Source organism: Chryseobacterium sp. MEBOG07 (assembly GCF_021869745.1).
GTDB classification, from domain to species: domain Bacteria; phylum Bacteroidota; class Bacteroidia; order Flavobacteriales; family Weeksellaceae; genus Chryseobacterium; species Chryseobacterium viscerum.
This window is the reverse complement of the sequence record NZ_CP084579.1, coordinates 3,695,090-3,717,037: the sequence shown is the minus strand read 5'-3', so window position 1 is coordinate 3,717,037 and position 21,948 is coordinate 3,695,090. Positions and strand designations below refer to the sequence as shown.

Below are 21,948 nucleotides of genomic sequence, written 5' to 3'. Positions count from 1 at the left end.
ATTTGTAGATTAGCGGCTTTAATAATGGATATGAAAAATAAAGCTCTACCTATTTTATTTGTGGTATTTTCTGCGTTTCCAACAATATTGTTTGGACAGGATAATGAAAAACTGATTAAAGATTATATTTCTCAAAACAAAATAAGGGAATATAAAAAATCTGATCTTAATAATATTATCATTGATAATGTAGATCCGTCAAAATCATTGAATGGTAATGTTGTTAAATTTTTACAGACTTATAATGGTCTACCCATATACAGCTCTGTAGGAACAGCATTGATTAAGGATAATAAAATTGTTTACTATACAGATAATTTTGTAAAAGATTATACAGCATCTACAACTGGTACAGCTGCAATCAACAAGACTTTTGCTCTTCAAAAGATAGCCGAAGATCTGAAGAATTCTGATATTGCGAATTTTACTATCCTTGAATATCTTGAAAAAACTCAGAAAAAGGCTACATCTGCCAATCAAAGACTGGTATATACCAATGATGAGAACGGAAATCTGCGTTTGGCCTATGAATATACTTTGATGGAGCCAAAATCTCCAAATTACTGGAATATTTTAGTAGATGCCAATAACGGAAATATTCTGTTAAAAAATAATCTGACACTATCTTGTAATTTCCATCATGATGCCTATGGTTCAGACGCTAATTATAATCATGCTGACCATTTTGAGAATACATTAGTTGGACCACAAAACAATATAGTTCAAAACAATATTCCTTTGCTTGTACCGGATAATGCAACCTATAATGTATTTCCTCTGTCAATCGAAGCGCCTACTTTTGGTTCAAGATCCATTCTTACCAATCCTTGGCTTCTGAATGCTTCCCCTGAAGGATGGCATTCTGATGGGACTAATCATTATACCGTTACCCGAGGAAACAATGTTTTCGCTTATGAAGATGTGGCAGGAACAGCTTTAACAGCTCCTGACTATCTTACAGGAACTCCGGCGGAAGGAGGAGCAACAAGAAATTTTAATTTTCCTTTTAATATCAATGAAGCTCCTGTAAACAACAGGAATGCAGCCATCACCAATTTATTTTATCTGAACAACAGAATTCATGATGTTTTCTATCAGTTTGGATTTACAGAATCTGCAAAAAACTTCCAACAGAATAACTTTGGAAACGGTGGTGTAAATGATGACTCTGTATATGCAGAAGCGCAGGATGGAAGCGGGCTAAATAATGCAAACTTTTCTTCGCCATCAGATGGTAATAACCCTAGAATGCAGATGTACCTTTGGTCATCTATAGGGAGAATATTTTTCTACAATGCACCAACAGCTGCTGTTTCCCGTACACCAGGAGCAGGAACGGCTCAGTTTGGTATGCCGGTGCCAATGAATGGGATAACCGGAGATGTAGCGTTATCTCCAGTTTTAGATGGATGTACTGCTTTACCGGCAGGTTCGTTGACTGAAAAAATAGGTTTGGTTGAAAGAGGAACATGTGGTTTTGCTGTTAAGGTAAAAAATCTTCAGGATGCGGGAGCTAAAGCAGCTATAGTTTATAACAATGCAGCTAATGGAGCTACTTTAGGGAATATGGCGGGTTCGGACGCTACAATTACTATTCCTTCAGTACTTATTATTAATTCTGAAGGAGAATATATAAAAACTCAGCTTGCTGCAAGTACCAACGTAAATGTTACTCTAAAAGGAAACATGACACCAGACGGAAGTTTTGATAACGGAATTGTAATCCATGAATATGGCCACGGAATATCAAACAGAATGACAGGTTCAGGATCCGGTGCATGTTTGAATGCCAATGTAAGTAAAGAGCAAATGGGTGAGGGATGGTCTGATTTCTTCGCTTTAATGCTTACGAATAAAGCTGGGGATAACGCTACTGTAGCGAGAGGTACAGGTACTTATGCCTTAGGTCAGGCGATTACAGGAGGTGGTATCAGACCTAAAAAATACACAACAGATCTTACTATAAATGGATATACATACGGAAATACCAACGGAATGGAATACAATAACGGAACAGCAGTGGTTCCGGATGTACACTCCATTGGTTTTGTTTGGGCAACCATGTTATGGGATCTTCACTGGAAATATGTTGAAAAATACGGATATTCTTCAGATGTATTATCTACGACTCCTAACGGAAGCAGAAAAGTATTACAACTGGTAACAGATGCTCTGAAACTTCAAGGATGTAACCCTAGTTTTATTGATGGAAGAAATGCAATATTAGCTGCTGAGCTAGCGACTACTCAGGGACAGGATAAATGTATGATCTGGGGTGTTTTTGCAAGAAGAGGTTTAGGGTTGAATGCATCAGCAGGAGTTAAGAATAACATTAATGATCAGGTTCAGGACTTTAATGTACCGGAAGAATGTCTACTGGCTACCAATGAAGTGAATTCTGATAGAAACAAGAATATCTCTATCTATCCAAACCCGGCTAAAGACGAGTTTTATATCAAATTCCCAAGCAATACCCTTGGAAAAGTAAGTGTAGAGCTTTATGATATGTCTGGTAAGCTGGTTTCTTCTGAAAATAAAATTTCACCGGATGCTAAGAAAGCAATTTCTACAAGCAATCTGGTAAACGGAACTTATATGGTTAAAATAAAAGGACTTGGTTTCGAAACGGCTTCAAAAGTAATGGTTAAAAAATAATTTACTTATAATCAATTTTATAATCGCCACAAGCTTGCTTGTGGCGATTATATTTATCTATCACCGCAACGCTTCCGACCGATTTAATTTATATATTGTACCTTTGCAGGCTGTTAAAAAAATTATGAAGAAGAAAAATATACTAAAAGGTGTTTTATTTGTAGGGATTGGAGCTAGTATATACGGTATGTTAGCCACTTTTGTGAAAATGGCTTATCATGATGGCTTCACAACTTCTGAAGTGACTACCTCACAATTCGTATTAGGTTTGATAGGACTTTTGATCCTTAATTTTATTCAGAGCCTAACCTCAAAACAGAAATTATCGAAACCAAGTTCTAAAGAAGTAAGAATGTTGCTGCTTGCAGGAACTTCTTTGGGAGGAACCAGCTTATTTTATTATATCGCTGTACAATATATCAATGTTTCAATTGCCATTGTCCTGTTGATGCAGTCCGTATGGTTCAGTGTGGTGGTAGAAAGTATTATTGCAAAAAAACTACCCAATGCAAGAAAAGTGGTTTCCGTGGTTATTGTACTATTAGGAACTGTTCTGGCAACTAATCTTATCAATATGGAGATAGAACTGGACTGGCATGGAGTCTTTTGGGGGCTGATGGCGGCGGCTTCGTATACCTTAACGATGTTCACTTCCAATACACTGGCTACCCATCTTCCGGTTTTCAGGAAGAGTATCATTATGCTGGCGGGTGGATCTGTAATAGTTTTTGCATTTTTATTCTTTGCCCAGATAGGACCAATGTATTTTGATGGTTTAAAATCATTATACTTAAATTTTACAGAAAATACAGAACATATTCATCCATTTAACTATTCAATATTCCTGACCTACGGATTTATACTGGCTCTTTTTGGAACCATCATTCCTCCAGTTTTATTTAATATTGGGTTCCCGAATGCTGGATTAGGATTGGGAAGTATCGTTTCATCGCTGGAGCTTCCGGTTTCCGTAACGATGGCTTTTGTTTTATTGGGAGAGAAGGTATTTTTCATCCAATGGGCAGGAATTGTACTGATTCTTTTTGCTATTGTTTTGATGAATTTGCCTTCAAAAAAAGAAAAAGAAGTTTCGATGGCAGAATTGTCTTAAAAAATATTTAAATAAAAATAACAGTTTAAAACCGTTCCTTTTGGAGCGGTTTTTTTAATTTTAATCCTTAAAATAAAAGTTTCATGAAACGTTTCAGAAATATAATGGCCGCTTTTACATTGACGGTGTCCGGTTTTATATTCTCACAGGTAAAACCTCTGGATGCAATGCTGTCTGATTATCAATATCCTTACGAAGTTCATTTTCTTACTTTACAATCTCAGGGTGAAGATTTGAAAATGGCCTATATGGATGTACAGCCACAAAAATCCAATGGAAAAACAATAATGCTTCTTCATGGGAAAAATTTTAATGGAGCCTATTGGGAGAGAACTGCAAAAGACTTGTCTGCAAAAGGATTCAGAGTGGTGATTCCTGATCAGATCGGATTCGGAAAATCTTCCAAGCCCCATGCTTACCAGTTTTCTTTTTCACAGCTGGCAGAAAATACAAAAGCCGTTCTGGATGAACTGAAAATTGATAAAGTTATAGTCCTGGGACATTCGATGGGAGGAATGGTAGCCACAAGATTTACATTGCTGTATCCGGAGAAAGTACAAAAACTGATTCTTGAAAACCCGATCGGACTTGAAGATTATAAAACTTTTGCTTCTTATCAGACCATCGATCAGGCGTATCAGTCCGAACTTAAAAATACAGCGGAAACCTATAAAAATTATCAGCTGAAATTCTATTATGACAACAAATGGAAACAGGAATATCAGCCCTGGCTTGACCTGATAGCAGGATGGACACTCCATAAAGATTATCCTCAGGTAGCCTGGGATGCAGCTCTTACGACGGATATGATCTACAACCAACCGGTATGTTATGAATTTAAAAACATCAAAGTTCCTACACTGCTGATCATTGGAACAAGAGACAGAACCGCGATAGGAAAGGATAGGGCACCTAAAGAGCTACAGCCGAAAATGGGACAGTACCAGGAATTGGGAAAGAAAACCCAGCATGAAATTGCAGGTTCAAAGCTTGTTGAGATTGATAATGTAGGACATCTGCCTCATATAGAAGTATATCCGAAATTCTTTGAAGCCCTGTATAATTTTATACAATAGGATAAAGGTAAAACTATAAATATTTGAAACATTAAGTTTTCATAAGTGATTCTTCTTAATTTTTCATCTTTGATGAAACTTAACTATTCTTATCATCTTCACTAAACTTAATGTTTCAAAATTAATTCTTCTTATAGTCAAACAGTAATAGAGTACAAACGCCAATTCCCGAAAACAAGACACACGAAATCCCCAGGTTTTGTATAAAACCAATGCTTATCAGCCCTAAACCTATCATAACATAGTAAATTAACCCCAATAAAGCCCCAGTGCTACCGGTTTCGTTTTTATAATTAACGAGCACTGTACTCAGAATATTCGGGATCGCAATGCTGAATGCCATAACAATGAAGAAATAAGGAATCAAAAAATAGATTCCTGAGCTTGTCAGCATCCATACCAAAATAGAAGCAAAAAAGGCTAATAATACCCCAGTTTTAACCAAATATTCCGATGGTACATTCTTTAATAAGAAAAACCTGTTAAGTTGTGCTCCTGCAAATGTGCCACCCGCCAGAATAATACTGCTGTATCCGAAAACGAAGGAGGAGTACTGGTTTTCTTTAAAAATAAACGGAGCAAGCGAATAGTACGAAAACAACAGTACATTAAAACTCATAATCAGCAGACAGCATCTTATGATCGAAGAGTCACGAAGCATCCGTTTTAAGAGGCTTGTCAAAGTACCTATGTTGATTATTTTCTTTGAATAGTTAGTCTCGGAAACTTTATTCCTGGAGAGAACAAAAAATAAGATTGCCAGCAGACATAATGTTATAAATACTCCCTGATGTCCTATAGAAGCAGCCAATACCGAACCGGTAATCATTCCGACCACCGGGCTGATCGATAAACCAATTCCGATCCATGAAAATACTTTGCTGATATTGTCTTTATCATACGTATCCCTTAGAATCGTCTGCGTTACAATAGAACCCACCGAAATTCCGAATGCAGAAATAATTCTGGCACTAAGAAGAATCATAAAATTAGGCGCAAAAATGGCTGCCATAGTCCCGATTCCGTAAGTGATAAGTCCGTATTCCAATGATTTCTTTCTTCCAATCCTGTCACATTGTACTCCCCAAAATGCTACGCCTACAGCAAATGCTATAAAATATAAACTGATTGTCAACGTGGCCGATTCTTCCTTCACTCCGAATTGTTCCTGCACCATTGGCAAGACAGGGCTGTAAATGGTTTCTACAAACTGCGGAAGCATTACGAGCAGAGTCAGCAGCCAGATAGGATTTGTCTTCTTCATTTTTTTTCTGCAAAGTTTCCAAAAAATCAATGTATATTTATAATGATATAAAAACAAAAAACATCATAAATAGGACATGGCTGTATTAGGACAAAATGATGAGTTTGATGCAGATTCTATTCCGGGAAAAGTAATCGGAATAGCCTCTGATATGGTGATGCATGATTCTGGCTTTCATTTTCATAAAACGAAGGCTCAGTTATTATATGCGCCATCGGGTTGTATGACGGTCACTACTTCTGACCGGCAGTTGGTTCTCCCTCCATTTAGAATGCTTTGGATTCCTGCCAATGAAATTCACCGTGTAAATTTCCGAAATATTGTCGCCTATAGATCTATCTATTTTGATACAAGTTATGCCGAAAAATATATAGGTTCCGGTCTTAATGTTTTAAATGTAAATCCTTTATTAAAAGAAATTATCGAAAGAATTTGTTTTTGGGAATGGTCGGATCTCAAAATTGATCAGACTCATCTTTTAAAGGTTTTTTGGGACGAAATGAACAAGGCACCGGAAGAAAAGCTGGAGCTAAAAATGCCTCAAGACAGACGCCTTAAAAAAATAGCTGAAGAATGGACACAACGTTATTCCATACCACCCATGCTGAAAGATCTTGCAGGGCACACAGGAGCGGTGGAAAAAACAATTAGCAGGATTTTTAAAAAGGAAACAGGATTGCCTTATCAGGAATGGAGACAGCAATGGCGGTTACAGCGATCGATTGAGCTTTTGGTAGAAGGCAATTCAATAGGAGAGGTGTCTCATATTTTAGACTTTTCTTCAGACAGTGCTTTTATTGAATTTTTCAAGAAACATACAGGTTCTACACCTTTGCAATACCTGATGAAAAACGAGTAACCGTCAAGTAGGTAAAAAAAGAGGTTTGGAAAAGAATGTCTTTAAACCAAAAGAAAGATTAAAGATTTCTTTAAGATGTTAACCCTGTCAAGGTTTTAAACCTTGACAGGGTTAATGATTAACGGTTAATGGTGTATGATATAGTAAAAGAAAGTCAGGATGACTTCTATTCTAAAAATATAAGATTTTTCTTAACTCATCTTACCTGCTAAAAAGCTCTTAATAGTTTAAAAATTCATAAATATTTCTTGCCCTATGCAAAGTCCATTGAATAATTATTTTCATAAAATTGTATAAGTCAATAGAATAGTTTTATAAAAAATAAAAGATATGGAAAATTATAATACTACAATTGAACTCCGGGTTACGGCAGAGAATACTTATGAAGCACTTGTTCATCAGATTCTTCTTTGGTGGTCCGAACTGTTTATTGGTGAATCAGAAAAGACGGGAGATGTATTTACAGTAAGATTTGGAGACCATATTCACAAGACAATACGAATAAAAGAAGCAATACCCCATTTAAGAGTGATCTGGTCTGTTGAAGATTCATTGATTGCTATTCCTGAATTAAAAAATCAGACAGAATGGATTGGAACAAATGTAGTCTGGGAAATAGAACAAAAGGAAAACAGCAGTTTGCTGCAGCTTACCCATGTAGGGTTGAATCCAACTGTGGAATGTTATACGATTTGTTCTGGTGGCTGGAAACAGTTTATCGGAAGTCTGAAGCTCTTTTTGGAAACCGGAACCGGAACTCCATACAAAAACTAAGGAAATGTTTTTAACAAAAAAGAAGCTGTTTATAAGTAAACAGCCTCTTTTTGTATGTATTGTTGTCTGAATTATTTCTTCTTGTAAGCAGCGTCTTTGATTCTTGCTTTTTTACCTCTAAGGTCTCTGAAGTAGTAAATTCTAGCTCTTCTAACTCTACCTCTTCTATCAACTTCAATTTTTTGAAGTGCAGGTAAGTTAATAGGGAATACTCTTTCTACACCTACATCACCACTCATTTTTCTGATCGTGAAAGTTTTTGTAGAACCAGTACCTCTTAATTGGATAACTGTTCCTTTGAAGAACTGAGTTCTTGTCTTTTGTCCTTCTTTAATTTCGTAATACACAGTAATTGTATCACCTGCTTTGAATTCAGGGAATTCTTTTTTCGCAATGTACTTGTCTTGTACGTACTTTAATAAATCCATTATTAATAAAATAAAATGTTAAGGCTAAGCAACTTACACGCTTTTCGTCAGAGGTTGAATAACAGGTTGCAAATGTACAAAATAGTTTTTGAATATGCCAAACATTTAATGTACTAAAAACTATAATTTTTTCATTCCGGTTTGGTTAAAAAGTTAACGGTTTCTTTAAAATACCATCAGGCTGAGTTTACATGGGAAGTCTACTTTTGCCCGAAGTAAAAAATCTGAGTAAAGATTTTTAAATGACTGATTTACAATTCGAAATTCTATATGTTATTTTAAAACGAAAACGATTATGAAACATTATTTCTTCTTTTTTTGTTTCGCGGTCCAGATGGCTTTCGGGCAGGCTTTGTTTCCTTATTTACAAAACCCGACTCCGAATTCTATGATCGTCAATTGGAAGACCGCTTCCAATAATGAAACAACTGTGATCTATGGAGATTCTCCAACGAATCTAAGTGTGACTGTAACGGGAACCACCAATATCTTCTCAGATACGGGGTACAACAACAATTACTATTATCACACGGCAAAGGTTACCAATCTGCAGCCGAACACGAAGTATTATTATAAGATAAAAACGGGAACCAGTGAGTCTGCCGTTTATAATTTCAGAACACTTCCTTTACCGGGACAATCCGTAACTGCCAATGGGAAGATCCGCTTCCTGATCATGGGAGACAACCAGATCAAAGCAGAACCGAGATATGACACACTTACCTTGAATGCTTACAAGAAATTAAAGGAAAAATTCGGCGCCACTTCAGATCCGTCTGATAATATTGCTCTTACTTTTATGGTGGGAGATCAGGTAGATGTGGGAACATTGGATCATTATGAGAATGTTCACTTTAAAAAGAATATTAAACTATCACCTTATCTGCCTATCCAGACCACTGTAGGAAATCATGAAACCTATGGAACGATGGGTATGAATTCTTACTATGCTCACTTTTATATTGATGAAATTAGTTATAAAGGAATAAGCTCAGGAAATGAAAATTATTATGCTCAGCAGGCCGGTAATGTACTATTTGTAAGTTTAAGTTCAGAACATACGGGATCTGCACAACAGACGTGGCTTCAGCAGGTCTTAACAGCAGCTAACAGTGATGCTACTGTAGACTGGATTATTTCTTTAAGCCACAGACCTTATCAGGCTGAGCAGTATGTAGGAGATATTTCTACCTGGGTAAGAGAAAATGCAGTACCACTTCTGGTAACTTCTGACAAATATTTAATGCATGTAGGAGCTCACCATCACCTGTATCACAGAGGTCAGCTTAAAAACTCACCCAACTATCAGATCATCTCTGGTGGAACAGCTTGGGATCAGTATTGGGGAATGTCTAATGAGAAGGATTTTGATGATGTTCAGAAAACATTGACAGACTGGACCTATCAGATTGTAGAAGTAGATATTCCGACAGGAAAAGTGGATATTGAATGTTATTCTATCGGAGGAGTATACAACAAGAAAAATAATGTACTGGTAGATTCTTTCCACAGGTATAAAAACCAGCCTAAACCAGCGAAACCTTCTATTACAAACAATTTCTCAGGTCCAATTACTTTACCTTTGACATTGGATGGAAGTGCCTTTTCATCTTCAAATGGAGAGCTTTTGAATACAACCCAATTTATGATCAGTAAAACTTCCAATTTTTCTGTGATTGAAAAAGAATTCTACCGTGATTTTGAAAACTGGTTCGGAAAAGATGGAAACGGAACACCGGATAAGACCAAAAACCTGAATGATGGGGTAGATATTACAAAAGCTACTTTGGCTACGAATTCTATTCCAAACGGAATCTATTACGTGAAAACGCGTTACAGAGACAGAAATCTTGAGTGGAGCGACTGGAGTGATGTGAAGCAGTTTGAAGTTACAGGAAGTGTGGTTTCAAATCCTACATTTACTTTAAACAAAGCAGAATATGCTCAGAATGAAGCGATCACAGCTACTTATACTGGAGGTCCCGGAAATCAGCAGGATTGGGTAGGGATCTATAAGAAAGGACAAACTCCGGCTTCAACGACTTCACAAGGATTTATCTATACCAATGGGCAGACTGCTGGTACAGCTACTTTCACTAATGGTTTGGCTAATAAAGGTCAATATTTTGCAGGATTTTTTGCTAACGGTGGGTATACAGAAATCACGCCAAGGAAAAATTTCTATGTAGGACCAAAAGTTCAGCTGCAGGCTACCGCTGATACTTATCCTGTAGGAGGAACGGTTGTCATCAATTTTACAGACGGACCAAATTTACAGAAAGACTGGATCGGAATTTATAAAATGGGACAAACTGCCGGGACTACAGCTTCTATTAAATGGAGTTATGTGACTACAGCATCAGGAACCCTTAATTTCACAGGACTTCCGAAAGGATATTATTATGCTCAGTATTTACTGGAAGACGGATATAACGGAATCGGAGAGAAGGTATTCTTTAAAGTAGGAGATATCGTTACCGATTTATGGATCAACAAACCGGTATATACCTTAGGAGAAAATATCACTGCTTCATGGACAGATTCTCCGGGAATCATCAAAGACTGGCTGGGAATTTACCCACAGAATGTTCAGACACCGGATGATAATTTTGTTTCTTATACCTATTTTGATGGAGTAACTCAGGGAACAAAAACAATACAGGGAACGGCGGTACCTGCAACTCCAGGAAACTATTATATGGTAATGTTTACCAATGACTCTTATACAGAAGTTTCCAATAGAGTACAGTTCCAGGTGGCTTCACCAACGTTGGGAACTGAAGAAACAAGGAGCACAGAGAAAAATGTAGTGTTGTATCCAAACCCAACGAAACCGGGACAGCCTACCTTTATCAAAAGTGATTACCCGATTGAAAAAATCGAATTAGTCTCAGCTTCAGGAGAGTTGCTTTATGTATCGAAAAATATCAATAACCAACGTTTCTCTTTGGTGAATGAAAACCTTCCGGCAGGTGTTTATTTTGTAAAAGTACACGGAAGAAAATTATTTACTTTAAAACTGATCATTCAGTAAAAAGTAAACTAAACACAATTATAATTTTAGAGGCTGTCAGAAATGACAGCCTCTTTTTTATTTAATTTTTCACAAATCTTGTGTTAACTAAAAAACGGTTCCAAAAATTGAAACCGTCTTTTAATATATAGATAGTGATTAGTCAAAATAGTATAAATCTTCCTCATTGAGTATCGTCTGGTTTTCAGCAGAAACATATTCTCCTTGTGCATCAGCAAGAGTTTTGGTTTCCTGAACAAGCTTTCCTTCCGTATTATACACTTTTAACAGGACCCATTTTCCATTACGTTCAAGTTCCTTTGATCCATTTCCTGTTCTTAGCTTAATCTTTCCGCTTTGAAGAATACCTCCTTTTACTGAAGATTTGCTGGCAGGCTTACCCTTTACGTATTGTACCACTTGTGCTGTGAAGCTGTAATCATAATTTCCCTCTTCGTTAAGAGGCTGATTAAAGGTGTACAAAACAACTCCTTTATTATCATAAATCGTTGCATCATAGGCGGTTTGTTTAGCGTTCATCTTTTTTTCATAATTCAGCTTATGATCCTCAGAGAAGCTTTTTGTACTCACAATGATACCGTCTTTATACACTGTTTCATTAAGACCTTCATAAGCAGTACCATTATAAGGCATTTCATCTTTATAGGTCAACGTAGATTTTAGTTTTCCATCCGGAGAATAGTATTTAATCTCCTGAGTGACATACTCTTTTAAAGTTTTCTCAGACAATAATTTTCCTTCTTCGTCAAAAGCTTTACTCAATATAATAGATCCGTTTTGGTATACATCAATACCAGACGTCTTGGTATAATCATAGCTAAGCTGATAATCTTCACCCTCCACCGGCTTGAAAGTATCACTTTCTTTATCATACTGATACACTAGGTGGCCTATTTTTTTGCCAGATTCATCATAAGTGGTTTTATAGCCGTCTTTTTTATTGTTTTTCTGCTCCTGCAGAAGTTTTCCGTTTTTACCATAAACAACACCTTCCTTTACACTTCCGTCACTTTTATATTTTTCGATTTTAGAAATCCTCATAGGATTTGGATAATAGTCTACCAGTAGGCTTTCCCCGGAACCTGAAGAAGCTGTACCAATGAGTTTCCCCTTTTCTCCGTAATATTTGGTTTCATTGCTGCCGTCTTTGCTGGAATAGGTCTCATACCTTATTCCTTTAACATCTTCATCATAAACGATGGTCTTTACAGGTAAAGATTTCTCATAAGTGGTAATACTGTTGTAAAAATATTCATTTTCAGGATCTTTATAAACGAATGCCTTTCCATCGTAAGTACCATCAGACTTATAAACCACATCCTCTGTAAGTCTTCCTTTTTCATCATAAGACTGAGAAACACCTGTCTGCTTGCCATTAGAAAATGTCGTTGTACTCATGATTTTTCCTTCAGGAGTATACCAGGTTACTTTTCCGTCAAAAACTTCACTGTTAGGAGTGGTGTCAGAAGCAAGACCTTCCATTTGGAGCTTTCCATCCTTGTAGAAATCTTTGATAAGGGTAAGTTTTCCTTTAGGAGTCGTTTCACGGTAGTATTCCATTTTATCCTGAGTCGTTTTTTCCCAGTTTTCATCGAAATAAGTTTTTTCCTGTGCATACACGTTGATGCTGAGTACCAATGCAAGTAATGCTGAGGTAAATAATTTTTTCATGTTTTTATTTAAGCTTTGGTTTTTATATATAATTAATGTGATGATTGGTGTTGAATTGTAAACCTGCAGAAGGTCAAAAGAAATAGAAGAGACAGTAGCTGTCTGCTGTGAAATAATTTTTACATTGAAAATTGTGTTAAAAAATAAATTATATCAGGAAACGGTAGAATATCCTATGTTTCCGGGTTTAAGGGTTCAAATATAAATCAATTTGATGAGAAATACGATAAAAAATGAACAGGAGTGTTCGTTTCTTGTGGCGAAATTTTGATTGTAATGTGTTTTTAAAGGCTATAAATGCTATTTTAAAAAGTGGGAAATACAGAATCTTTTCCGGTCATCGGATATACAAGAAAATTTATTAAATTTAGCCAACAGAAAAATCTAATATTTCATGATAGATAAAAGAGTAAAAAATGCAAAGGAGGCCATCGAAGGAATTAATGATGGAATGACACTGATGCTTGGCGGATTTGGACTTTGCGGAATCCCTGAAAACTCAATTAATGCTTTGGTAGAAAGTGATGTGAAAGATCTTACTTGTATTTCAAACAATGCAGGAGTAGATGATTTCGGATTAGGATTGCTGCTTCATAAAAGACAGATCAAGAAAATGATCTCTTCTTATGTAGGAGAAAATGCCGAGTTTGAAAGACAGATGCTTTCAGGTGAACTAGACGTAGAACTTACTCCACAGGGAACTTTAGCAGAAAAATGCAGAGCTGCTCAGGCAGGAATTCCTGCTTTTTATACGCCTGCAGGCTACGGAACTGAAGTAGCAGAAGGAAAAGAAATAAAAGAATTCAAAGGAAAACCTCATATTCTGGAACACGCTTACGAAGCAGATTATTCTATCGTAAAAGCATGGAAAGGAGATCACGCCGGAAACCTTATCTTCAAAGGATCTGCGAGAAATTTCAACCATCCGATGGCAGGTGCTGCGAAGATTACGATTGCTGAAGTAGAAGAATTGGTAGAACCGGGGCAATTAGACCCGAACGAAATCCACATTCCGGGAATCATGATTCAAAGAATTTTCCAGGGAGAAAAATTTGAAAAAAGAATAGAGCAGAGAACAGTGAGAACTAAAGAATAAGCTCAAATAATAAAAAAAGCGCTGAAAATACATTCAGCGCTTTTTTTATGATTGAGGAGTAAGTGTCTTTCTTTCTCCGATTTGTTGTCTCCACATGGCGTAGTATAATCCTTTTTCTGAAATCAGATTGCTGTGGGAGCCTGTTTCAACTACTTGTCCGCGTTCAAGAACATAAATTTTATCTGCATGCATAATCGTACTTAAACGGTGAGCGATAAGCACGGTGATCTGTTCCTTTTCTTTTGAAATGTCCTTTATAGTGGTCGTAATTTCCTCTTCAGTAATGCTATCCAGTGCAGAAGTAGCTTCATCAAAGATCAAAAGGTGAGGTTTTCTTAAAAGAGCTCGTGCAATGGCAATTCTTTGTTTTTCACCACCACTCAGCTTCAGACCACCTTCACCGATAACCGTTTCAATGCCTTTTTCTGCTCTTTCAAGCAAACCAGTACAGCTTGACTTCTGCAAAGCAATGGCGATTTCCTGTTCAGTAGCTGCAGGATTTACAAAAAGAAGATTTTCTTTAATAGTCCCTGCAAATAATTGGGTGTCCTGAGTTACAAAACCAATCTGGTTTCTCAGTTCATCAAAATCGAACTCTTTTCCGTTGATACCATTGTAGAAAATATTTCCTTCCTGAGGTCTGTACAGCCCAACCAATAACTTGACCAATGTACTTTTCCCGGAACCGCTTGGCCCTACAAAAGCAATCGTTTCCCCGTTTTTCAAGTCAAAAGAAATATTATTTAAAGCCTTATATTGAGCAGATTGATGTTTGAAAGAAACGTGTTTGAATTCCAGTTCTTCAATAGCACCAATTTGTTTAGGATGAAGAGGTTTTTCTTCCACCTCCTTTTTCATTAAACGGTCAAAATTCTGAAGAGAAGCCTCAGCTTCACGGTAAGAAATAATGATGTTCCCGATTTCCTGCATCGGCCCAAAAATAAAGAAACCATAAAACATAAGAGACAGATATTGTCCCGGAGTTACAATGTTTTTAAAAATTAAATACAATAAAGTCAAAGTAATCATCTGCTGAAGAAAATTGACCATCGTTCCCTGAATAAAACTTAAAGAACGGATGCTTTTCACCTTTCTCAGTTCGAGACCAAGGATTTTATAAGTATTGTTATTTAAACGGATCACTTCCTGGTTGGTTAACCCTAAACTCTTAACAATTTCAATATTTCTTAAGCTTTCTGTAGTACTTCCCGCTAAAGCAGTGGTTTCCGTAACAATATTTTTCTGGATTCCTTTTATTCTCTTGCTCAATAGATTGGTGACAAAAGCAATCAGGAAAATTCCACATATATAAACCGGCATGATCGACCAATGTAAACGGATAGCATACACTGAAACAAAAATAATGCTGACTAAAATTCCAAAGAATATATTGATGAAATTGGTGATGAATTTTACAGTATCTTCTCTTACTTTCGTCAAAATAGATAAGGTTTCACCACTTCTCTGATCCTCAAATTCCTGATAAGGAAGAGCCATAGAATGCTTTAAACCATCTGTAAATATTTTAGCCCCAAATTTCTGTGTAATCACACTGACTACGTAATCCTGAAAAGCCTTGGCAATTCTACTTATCATTGCAGTCCCAATCAGCAAACCTAGGAAATAAAAAGCTCCATGGTATACTGTGCTTCCGTATAAATATTCATTCAGATTTCTGGGAAGTAACTTTTCTTTATCAAAAAAATTAGGGTGAGTAACCAGTTGGTCAAGAATATTTCCTGTAATAGCAGGAGCAAATAAAGAAAAAACCTGATTAATAGTAGCCAAAAATAAAGAAATGAGAATCAGCCACTGATAAGATTTAAGATATTTAAAAAGTATTTTCATTCGATTAAAATAATGGAGCAAAATTACAGATATTATTTTAACTAACAGTGTTAATTGTTGAATACAACAAAGCCCTTTTGTATTCAAGTGAAAATAATTAAATTGCAGTCTAAGTTTTTATTATGCTTACAAAAGAACAAATTGCCAAAAGAATTTCAAAAGAACTGAAAGATCGTTATTATGTAAACCTGGGAATTGGAATTCCTACTTTGGTTGCCAACTATGTTCCGGAAGGTATTTCCGTAGAATTCCAGAGTGAGAATGGAGTTTTGGGGATGGGACCTTTCCCTTTTGAAGGAGAAGAAGATGCCGATGTCATCAATGCCGGAAAACAAACTATTACTATTCTGGAAGGAGGTTCATTCTTCGATTCTGCATTCAGTTTCGGGATGATCCGTGGTCAGAAAGTAGACCTTACCATCCTTGGAGCGATGGAAGTTTCAGAAAACGGTGATATTGCCAACTGGAAAATTCCGGGAAAAATGGTGAAAGGAATGGGAGGTGCTATGGATCTGGTAGCTTCTGCTGAAAATATTATTGTTGCAATGATGCACGTAAACAAAGCAGGAGAAAGCAAAATCCTTAAAAAATGTACACTTCCTCTAACAGGAGTAAACTGTGTGAAAAAAGTGGTTACTGAACTAGCCGTTCTGGATGTAACTCCGGCTGGATTTAAACTGGTTGAAAGAGCACCGGGAGTTTCAGTAGAAGACATTATCAAAGCTACAGAAGCAGATCTGATCATTGAAGGAGACATTCCTGAAATGCAATTCTAATCAGACTATAATAAATAAAATATTCGGCCTCACAAAGTGAGGCCGAATATTTTATATGACATAGGAAATCGGAGCGTTAAGAAAATAATTTCTGAGACCGTTAAGAAAATTCTATTGTCCGAAGCGCGAGACCAATTCAGAACCGATTAAACCATATAAAATTCGCGCAAGTTTAGAATTTTTAGGGAACAGAATTTATTTTTAGCGGAGAGATCCAGGTCTTGAATTTTTGTTTCTTTTGTTTGACTATGTCGAATCTTCGATTTCAAGACAAAAGAAATTAAAACAAAAAAAGAAACTGTTTCATCAATAAAACCGCTTCTTTTATATTTTAACGGTTAGTTTGTCAATCTAACCTCTTATTTATTTCCCATCCTGAGCCCCAAAAACCTTCTGCAAAATACTTGTCGTTCTCATCGCAGGTGTATCTCTGATTCCGCTTTCCTTATCGGCAACCATTTTGAATACTCCGTTGATCGTTTCTGTCGTCACATATTCGTTAAGGTCAGTGGTCACAGATTGCCCTGTAAACGTATTGTATTTTGAAATCAGATTTTTCCAAAGTGTATCAGCACCTACCTTTCCTAATGAAGCCTTTACTTTAGGCTGGAAAGCATTAAACAGCTGAGTCTGGGTTTTCCCCTGAAGATAGCTTGTTGCAGCATTATTACTGCCTAATAAAATATTCTTGGCATCCGTGATTGTCATGGAAGTAATAGCACTAGTGAAAATAGGGGCCGCTTGTGTTACGGCATCTTCAGCAGCTCTGTTTAAAAGCTTCACACCTTCATCAGCAAGACTTCCCATACCGATGGAACGTAGCGTGGTATCAATTTTTCTTAACTTTTCAGGCATTAAAATTTTTACAGCCTCATTTTTGAAAAAACCATCCGTTACTGCCAGTTTTTTTACACCATCTGTTACTCCAATGTTTAAAGCCTCTTTTAAGCCTGAAGAAATTTGAGTGGAAGTAAGATTTCCAAGATTAGCAGATGAGTTGTTAGTGTGACCTGCAGTGGTTGTAGTAGAAGTTGCAGTACCGTTATTTTTTACCGGAACATTAAGATCTACACCCGTTTTGTTTTTAACGGTAGATTTTATGATATCTAAAATTTGTGCTTGTGTTGATATTGAGAATAATATTCCCGCTGCCAGAAAAATTTTTTTTTTCATCGTATTTTTTTACAAATTTAATTGTTTTAATCTTTTAAGTCGTCTAAACTTATCAAAAAACAAACCATAATGAGCAGAATACAATAGAACAATTTCTAGGAACATGGTTTAAAAAACTGTAAACGATCCATTTCACAAGAATCTAAACGATTGAAGACGCCTAAATTTTGTTTTTAAAAAGGCTCAAAGAGTTTTGAAAAATAATTATCTTAGCTCAAACCTTAACCACATCTAATGATACGGACTTTTTTAGTATTTTTTGTATTGATTTCAAACGTAATTTTTGCCCAAAATAAATTGAATTTAATTCCTTACCCTCAAAAAATTGAACTTTCGCAGGGAGAATTTATAATCCCTGAAACTTTAATGTTAAGTGGTGATTTACCAAAAGAAGAAACGGAATATTTCAAAAAAAATCTATCTCAGTTTACATTTAAGGATGTTCAAAAGGGTGGAGGTATTCATATCACGAACTCTATACTTCCTCCGGCTTCGGCAGCAGATGCTGAACAGAAAAAAGAACATTATTCAATAGAAATTTCTCCAAAACAGATTCATGTAAAATCTTATACCAAACAAGGGTATTTCCTGGCTCTACAAACTTTGATTCAGGTTTTTGAACAATATAAAGATGCTAAAAAAATTCCGGCCATGAAGATCGAAGATCAGCCTAAGTTTGCATGGAGAGGAATGCATCTGGATGTCTGCCGTCACTTTTTTACCGTAGAAGAAGTGAAACAGTATATCGATTATCTGGCAATGTACAAGCTGAATACATTTCATTGGCATTTAACAGATGACCAGGGATGGAGAATTGAGATCAAAAAATACCCAAAATTGATTCAAATAGGTTCAAAACGTAAAGAATCCATGATTGGGGCTTACGTTGACAATACATTTGACGGGAAGCCTTACGGACCGTATTTTTACACTCAGGAACAGATAAAAGAGGTAGTGAAATATGCTCAGGACAGATATATTACTGTCGTTCCGGAAATAGAAATGCCAGGACATGCGCTGGCAGCGTTATCTGCATATCCTGAATTGGCATGTACAAAAGGACCTTTCGAATCCGCTACAAAATGGGGTGTTTTTGATGATGTTTTCTGTCCGAAAGATGAAACATTTACATTTTTGGAAAATGTTCTGGATGAAGTGATTAAGTTATTTCCATCTCAATACATTCACATTGGTGGTGACGAATGCCCGAAAACAAGATGGAAAGAATGTGCACACTGCCAGGAACTGATCAAGAAAAATAACTTAAAAGATGAGCACGGTTTACAAAGTTACTTTATTCATCGAATTGAAAAATATGTCAACAGTAAAGGACGAAAAATCATTGGTTGGGACGAAATTTTAGAAGGTGGTTTGGCTCCGAATGCGGCTGTAATGAGCTGGACAGGGGTAAATGGAGGTATTGAAGCGGCAAAATCAAAACATTTTGCCGTAATGACACCAGGAGCATTCTGTTATTTCGACCATTATCAGGGAGATCCACAGTCAGAGCCTAACGCTTTTGGTGGTTTTACTCCTTTAGATAAAGTATATTCTTACAATCCTATTCCTTCCGAACTGAATGCAGAACAGGCTAAATATATTATGGGAGTTCAGGCCAACTTGTGGACAGAATATATTTTGGACTTTAAGCAGGTTCAATATATGATCTTTCCAAGATTAATGGCACTTTCTGAAGTAGGTTGGGGAACATCAGATCCTAAAAATTATAAAGAATTTGAAAACAGGGTGATCAATCAGTTTAAAGTTCTGGATAAAATGAAGGTAAACTATGCAAAAAGCATTTATAACATCACCGGAAAAGTAATTCCTTCGAATAACGGTATTGCCTACGAACTATCAACTTCACAGAATTCAAACGGTATCAGATACACATTGGATGGAACAGATCCTTCCATCAATTCTAAAACCTACCAAAATGCAGTTCAGATTCCTAATTCTTTAACGATAAAATCTGCTTATTTTGAAGACAGTCAGTTGAAAAGCGCTGTTTCTACACAACAGTTTACGATTTCAAAGACTACAGGAAAAAGTATAAGTCTTGAGCAGCAGCCAAGTGAAAACTATTCTTTTGGAGGTGCTTTTACCTTAGTAGACGGTATTATCGGAAATGTAAAACAGCTCGGTAAAACATGGCTTGGTTTTCAGGGAAAAGATGTGGTGGCAACCATAGATTTTGGTCAAAAAACAGCCTTTTCAGAAGTTTATTTCAATACTCTTGAAAATAAAGGAAGCTGGATTCACCTTGCCAAATCTGCAAAGATTTTCATTTCTGATGATAACAAGAATTTTAAAATGATTAAGGAAATTGCAGCTGGAGAGATTCAAAATGCCAAAGGAAAAATCAGATTAAATGTAGGAGTACAAAATGCAAAATACATGAAGGTAAGTATTGAAAATGCAGGCATTATTCCGGCTGGAAACCCGGGAGCAGATTCAAAAGCATGGCTATTTGTAGATGAAATTGGTGTAAATTAGCTCAATTAGAATAATAAAATGAAGGACGACACCGTACTTTCTACCGAATTTTCATCATCACCGGATTTGGTAGAAAAGCTGTATCAGTATGGTACAACCAAAAACTATCGTGAAGGAGATATTATTTTAGATGAAAATGCTTCCATCCGCTCTATTCCTATTGTGATGAAAGGAATGCTGAAAGTCATCAGGACTGAAGAAGACGGACGCGAAATTTTACTGTATTACATCAAAGCAGGAGAAAGCTGTATCATGTCTTTCCTCGGAGGGATGCACAATGAAAAAAGCATTGTAAAAGCGGAGATTGAAGAAGATGCCGAAATACTTTTTCTACCCGTAGATAAAGTGTCCTTATTTATCAAAGAACACCCGGAATGGTTAGACTACATTTTCAGACTCTATCATAAAAGATTTGAAGAACTATTGGATATCATCAATGCAATTGCTTTCAAAAAAGTAGATGAGAGACTTCTGAATCTGTTGCAGAAAAAATCAGAGCTTACCCATTCTGAAATCATCAATACAACGCATGAACAGCTGGCAAATGAGCTGGGAACCGCAAGGGTAGTGGTGTCAAGACTTCTAAAACAATTAGAAGAAGAAGGAAGGCTGAAGCTCGGCAGAAACAAAATTACCCTCCTGAAAACTCTCAACTCATAAACCCTATATCAGTTTAATAAAAGGCACTCACATTCCGCATCTTTGGAGGGGTGGTCAACAGTCATCGCGAACCTTAAGGGAAGCAATCTTAACGCTATTCATAAGAACTTCTTTGTGTCCTTTGTGAACATATTAGTGCTCATTCGTGTTAAAAAATCCCCTTATGTAACAAAAGTAGCTGTAGCTTTCCTTCCACATTTCCATTTTTGCATCAGAATTATTTGAATAGTAAAATGGAAATCATAGGATATACTGCAGCCGTTTTAATAGGAGTTTCTCTCGGTTTAATTGGGGGTGGGGGAAGTATTCTCACCGTTCCCGTACTGGTTTATCTCTTTGGTATCGATGTCTTTCTGGCAACGGAATATTCACTTTTTGTAGTGGGAGTAAGCAGTCTTGTAGGATCGGTGTCATATTTCAAAAAAGGATTGATCAATTTTAAGATGGCACTCATATTTGGAATTCCTTCTGTTATTTCCATTTTTCTGACCAGAATGTATCTTCTTCCCTTAATTCCTGAGGAAGTCCTCAGAATAGAGAATTTTGTTGTTACCAGAAACATTTTTTTATTATTAATTTTTGCAGGATTAATGGTTCTTGCTTCTTATAAAATGATAAGAAACAGTACTTCTGAAGGACCTTTAGAAAATACTACGGATAAGAATAATGCTTTGCGGGCAGCAGGACAGGGTTCAATAGTGGGTGTTTTAACGGGATTGGTAGGAGCAGGAGGAGGTTTTATGATCATTCCGGCATTGGTCAACCTTTTGAAAATTCCAATGAAGATCGCGATAGGGACTTCTTTAGTCATTATCTCCTTCAATTCTTTGATCGGTTTCGTGTCTTCTGTAAACCATGTAAAAATAGAATGGAAACTATTGATTTCCATTACAGCTATTGCCGTTGCAGGAATTATAATAGGTTCACAGTTGTCAAAAAGATAGACGGAAGGAAGCTGAAGCCGGCATTCGGATGGTTTATCCTGATAATGGGCATTTATATTATTACCAAAGAGATATTTCTTTAA

15 protein-coding genes and 1 pseudogene are annotated in these 21,948 nt (G+C 36.4%); 11 read left to right on the top strand and 5 right to left on the bottom strand.

The annotated features are described in order from the left end of the window. Nucleotides 1–30: 30 nt before the first annotated feature. The 3 genes from LF886_RS17120 to LF886_RS17110 all read left to right on the top strand — a co-directional run bounded on the left by LF886_RS17120 (nt 31) and on the right by LF886_RS17110 (nt 4,842). Nucleotides 31–2,655, top strand: a complete 2,625-nt coding sequence (locus tag LF886_RS17120) for a T9SS-dependent M36 family metallopeptidase (protein WP_236850809.1) — start codon at nt 31–33, stop codon at nt 2,653–2,655. Between the two features lie 124 nt (nt 2,656–2,779). Beyond that, nucleotides 2,780–3,766 (top strand): EamA family transporter, encoded by a 987-nt coding sequence (locus LF886_RS17115; protein ID WP_236850808.1) that lies wholly within the window; start codon nt 2,780–2,782, stop codon nt 3,764–3,766. 83 nt (nt 3,767–3,849) lie between these two features. Then, a complete protein-coding gene (locus LF886_RS17110) occupies nt 3,850–4,842 on the top strand; it encodes an alpha/beta fold hydrolase (RefSeq protein WP_236850807.1) in 993 nt (330 codons plus the stop codon). A gap of 121 nt (nt 4,843–4,963) precedes the next feature. Here LF886_RS17110 and LF886_RS17105 read toward each other — a convergent pair whose 3' ends face one another. Next, nucleotides 4,964–6,106: an MFS transporter gene (locus tag LF886_RS17105; RefSeq protein ID WP_236850806.1), complete on the bottom strand. Its 1,143-nt coding sequence runs from the start codon at nt 6,104–6,106 to the stop codon at nt 4,964–4,966. A 76-nt stretch (nt 6,107–6,182) separates the two neighbouring features. On the opposite strand from LF886_RS17105, the gene LF886_RS17100 reads away from it, so the two are divergent. Both LF886_RS17100 and LF886_RS17095 read left to right on the top strand, forming a co-directional pair. Further along, the gene (locus tag LF886_RS17100; RefSeq protein ID WP_236850805.1) at nt 6,183–6,965 is read left to right on the top strand and encodes an AraC family transcriptional regulator; all 783 of its coding nucleotides are present in this window, start codon (nt 6,183–6,185) and stop codon (nt 6,963–6,965) included. Nucleotides 6,966–7,295: 330 nt separating this feature from the next. After that, on the top strand, nt 7,296–7,739 hold the full coding sequence (locus LF886_RS17095) for an SRPBCC family protein (RefSeq protein ID WP_236850804.1): 444 nt from the start codon (nt 7,296–7,298) through the stop codon (nt 7,737–7,739). A gap of 71 nt (nt 7,740–7,810) precedes the next feature. On the opposite strand, the gene rplS is transcribed toward LF886_RS17095, so the two are convergent. Then, complete coding sequence (gene rplS / locus LF886_RS17090) at nt 7,811–8,167, bottom strand: 50S ribosomal protein L19 (protein ID WP_068942389.1); 357 nt, start codon at nt 8,165–8,167, stop codon at nt 7,811–7,813. Nucleotides 8,168–8,462: 295 nt separating this feature from the next. On the opposite strand from rplS, the gene LF886_RS17085 reads away from it, so the two are divergent. Continuing rightward, nucleotides 8,463–11,201, top strand: a complete 2,739-nt coding sequence (locus LF886_RS17085; protein ID WP_236850803.1) for a fibronectin type III domain-containing protein — start codon at nt 8,463–8,465, stop codon at nt 11,199–11,201. A gap of 138 nt (nt 11,202–11,339) precedes the next feature. Here LF886_RS17085 and LF886_RS17080 read toward each other — a convergent pair whose 3' ends face one another. Continuing rightward, entirely contained in the window at nt 11,340–12,872 is a 1,533-nt protein-coding gene (locus LF886_RS17080) for a membrane-binding protein (RefSeq protein WP_236850802.1), read from the bottom strand. A gap of 394 nt (nt 12,873–13,266) precedes the next feature. Between LF886_RS17080 and LF886_RS17075 the strand changes: the two genes are divergently transcribed. Then, nucleotides 13,267–13,968 carry a CoA transferase subunit A gene (locus LF886_RS17075; protein WP_109738099.1) on the top strand — a complete coding sequence of 234 codons (702 nt, stop codon included), beginning with the start codon at nt 13,267–13,269 and terminating at the stop codon, nt 13,966–13,968. A gap of 45 nt (nt 13,969–14,013) precedes the next feature. Here the strand turns inward: LF886_RS17075 and LF886_RS17070 are convergent, their stop codons facing one another. Then, nucleotides 14,014–15,816, bottom strand: a complete 1,803-nt coding sequence (locus LF886_RS17070; RefSeq protein WP_236850801.1) for an ABC transporter ATP-binding protein — start codon at nt 15,814–15,816, stop codon at nt 14,014–14,016. A 122-nt stretch (nt 15,817–15,938) separates the two neighbouring features. Here LF886_RS17070 and LF886_RS17065 point away from each other — a divergent pair, with 122 nt between their 5' ends. Then, nucleotides 15,939–16,592: a CoA transferase subunit B gene (locus LF886_RS17065; protein WP_124530302.1), complete on the top strand. Its 654-nt coding sequence runs from the start codon at nt 15,939–15,941 to the stop codon at nt 16,590–16,592. Nucleotides 16,593–16,955: 363 nt separating this feature from the next. Here the strand turns inward: LF886_RS17065 and LF886_RS17060 are convergent, their stop codons facing one another. After that, nucleotides 16,956–17,765, bottom strand: a complete 810-nt coding sequence (locus tag LF886_RS17060; protein ID WP_236850800.1) for a DUF4197 domain-containing protein — start codon at nt 17,763–17,765, stop codon at nt 16,956–16,958. 234 nt (nt 17,766–17,999) lie between these two features. On the opposite strand from LF886_RS17060, the gene LF886_RS17055 reads away from it, so the two are divergent. From LF886_RS17055 to LF886_RS17045, 3 genes and pseudogenes are all read left to right on the top strand, one after another. Next, nucleotides 18,000–20,261 (top strand): family 20 glycosylhydrolase, encoded by a 2,262-nt coding sequence (locus LF886_RS17055; protein ID WP_236850799.1) that lies wholly within the window; start codon nt 18,000–18,002, stop codon nt 20,259–20,261. A gap of 18 nt (nt 20,262–20,279) precedes the next feature. Then, nucleotides 20,280–20,921: a Crp/Fnr family transcriptional regulator gene (locus tag LF886_RS17050; protein WP_236850798.1), complete on the top strand. Its 642-nt coding sequence runs from the start codon at nt 20,280–20,282 to the stop codon at nt 20,919–20,921. Between the two features lie 233 nt (nt 20,922–21,154). Continuing rightward, nucleotides 21,155–21,948: pseudogene (locus tag LF886_RS17045) on the top strand (sulfite exporter TauE/SafE family protein).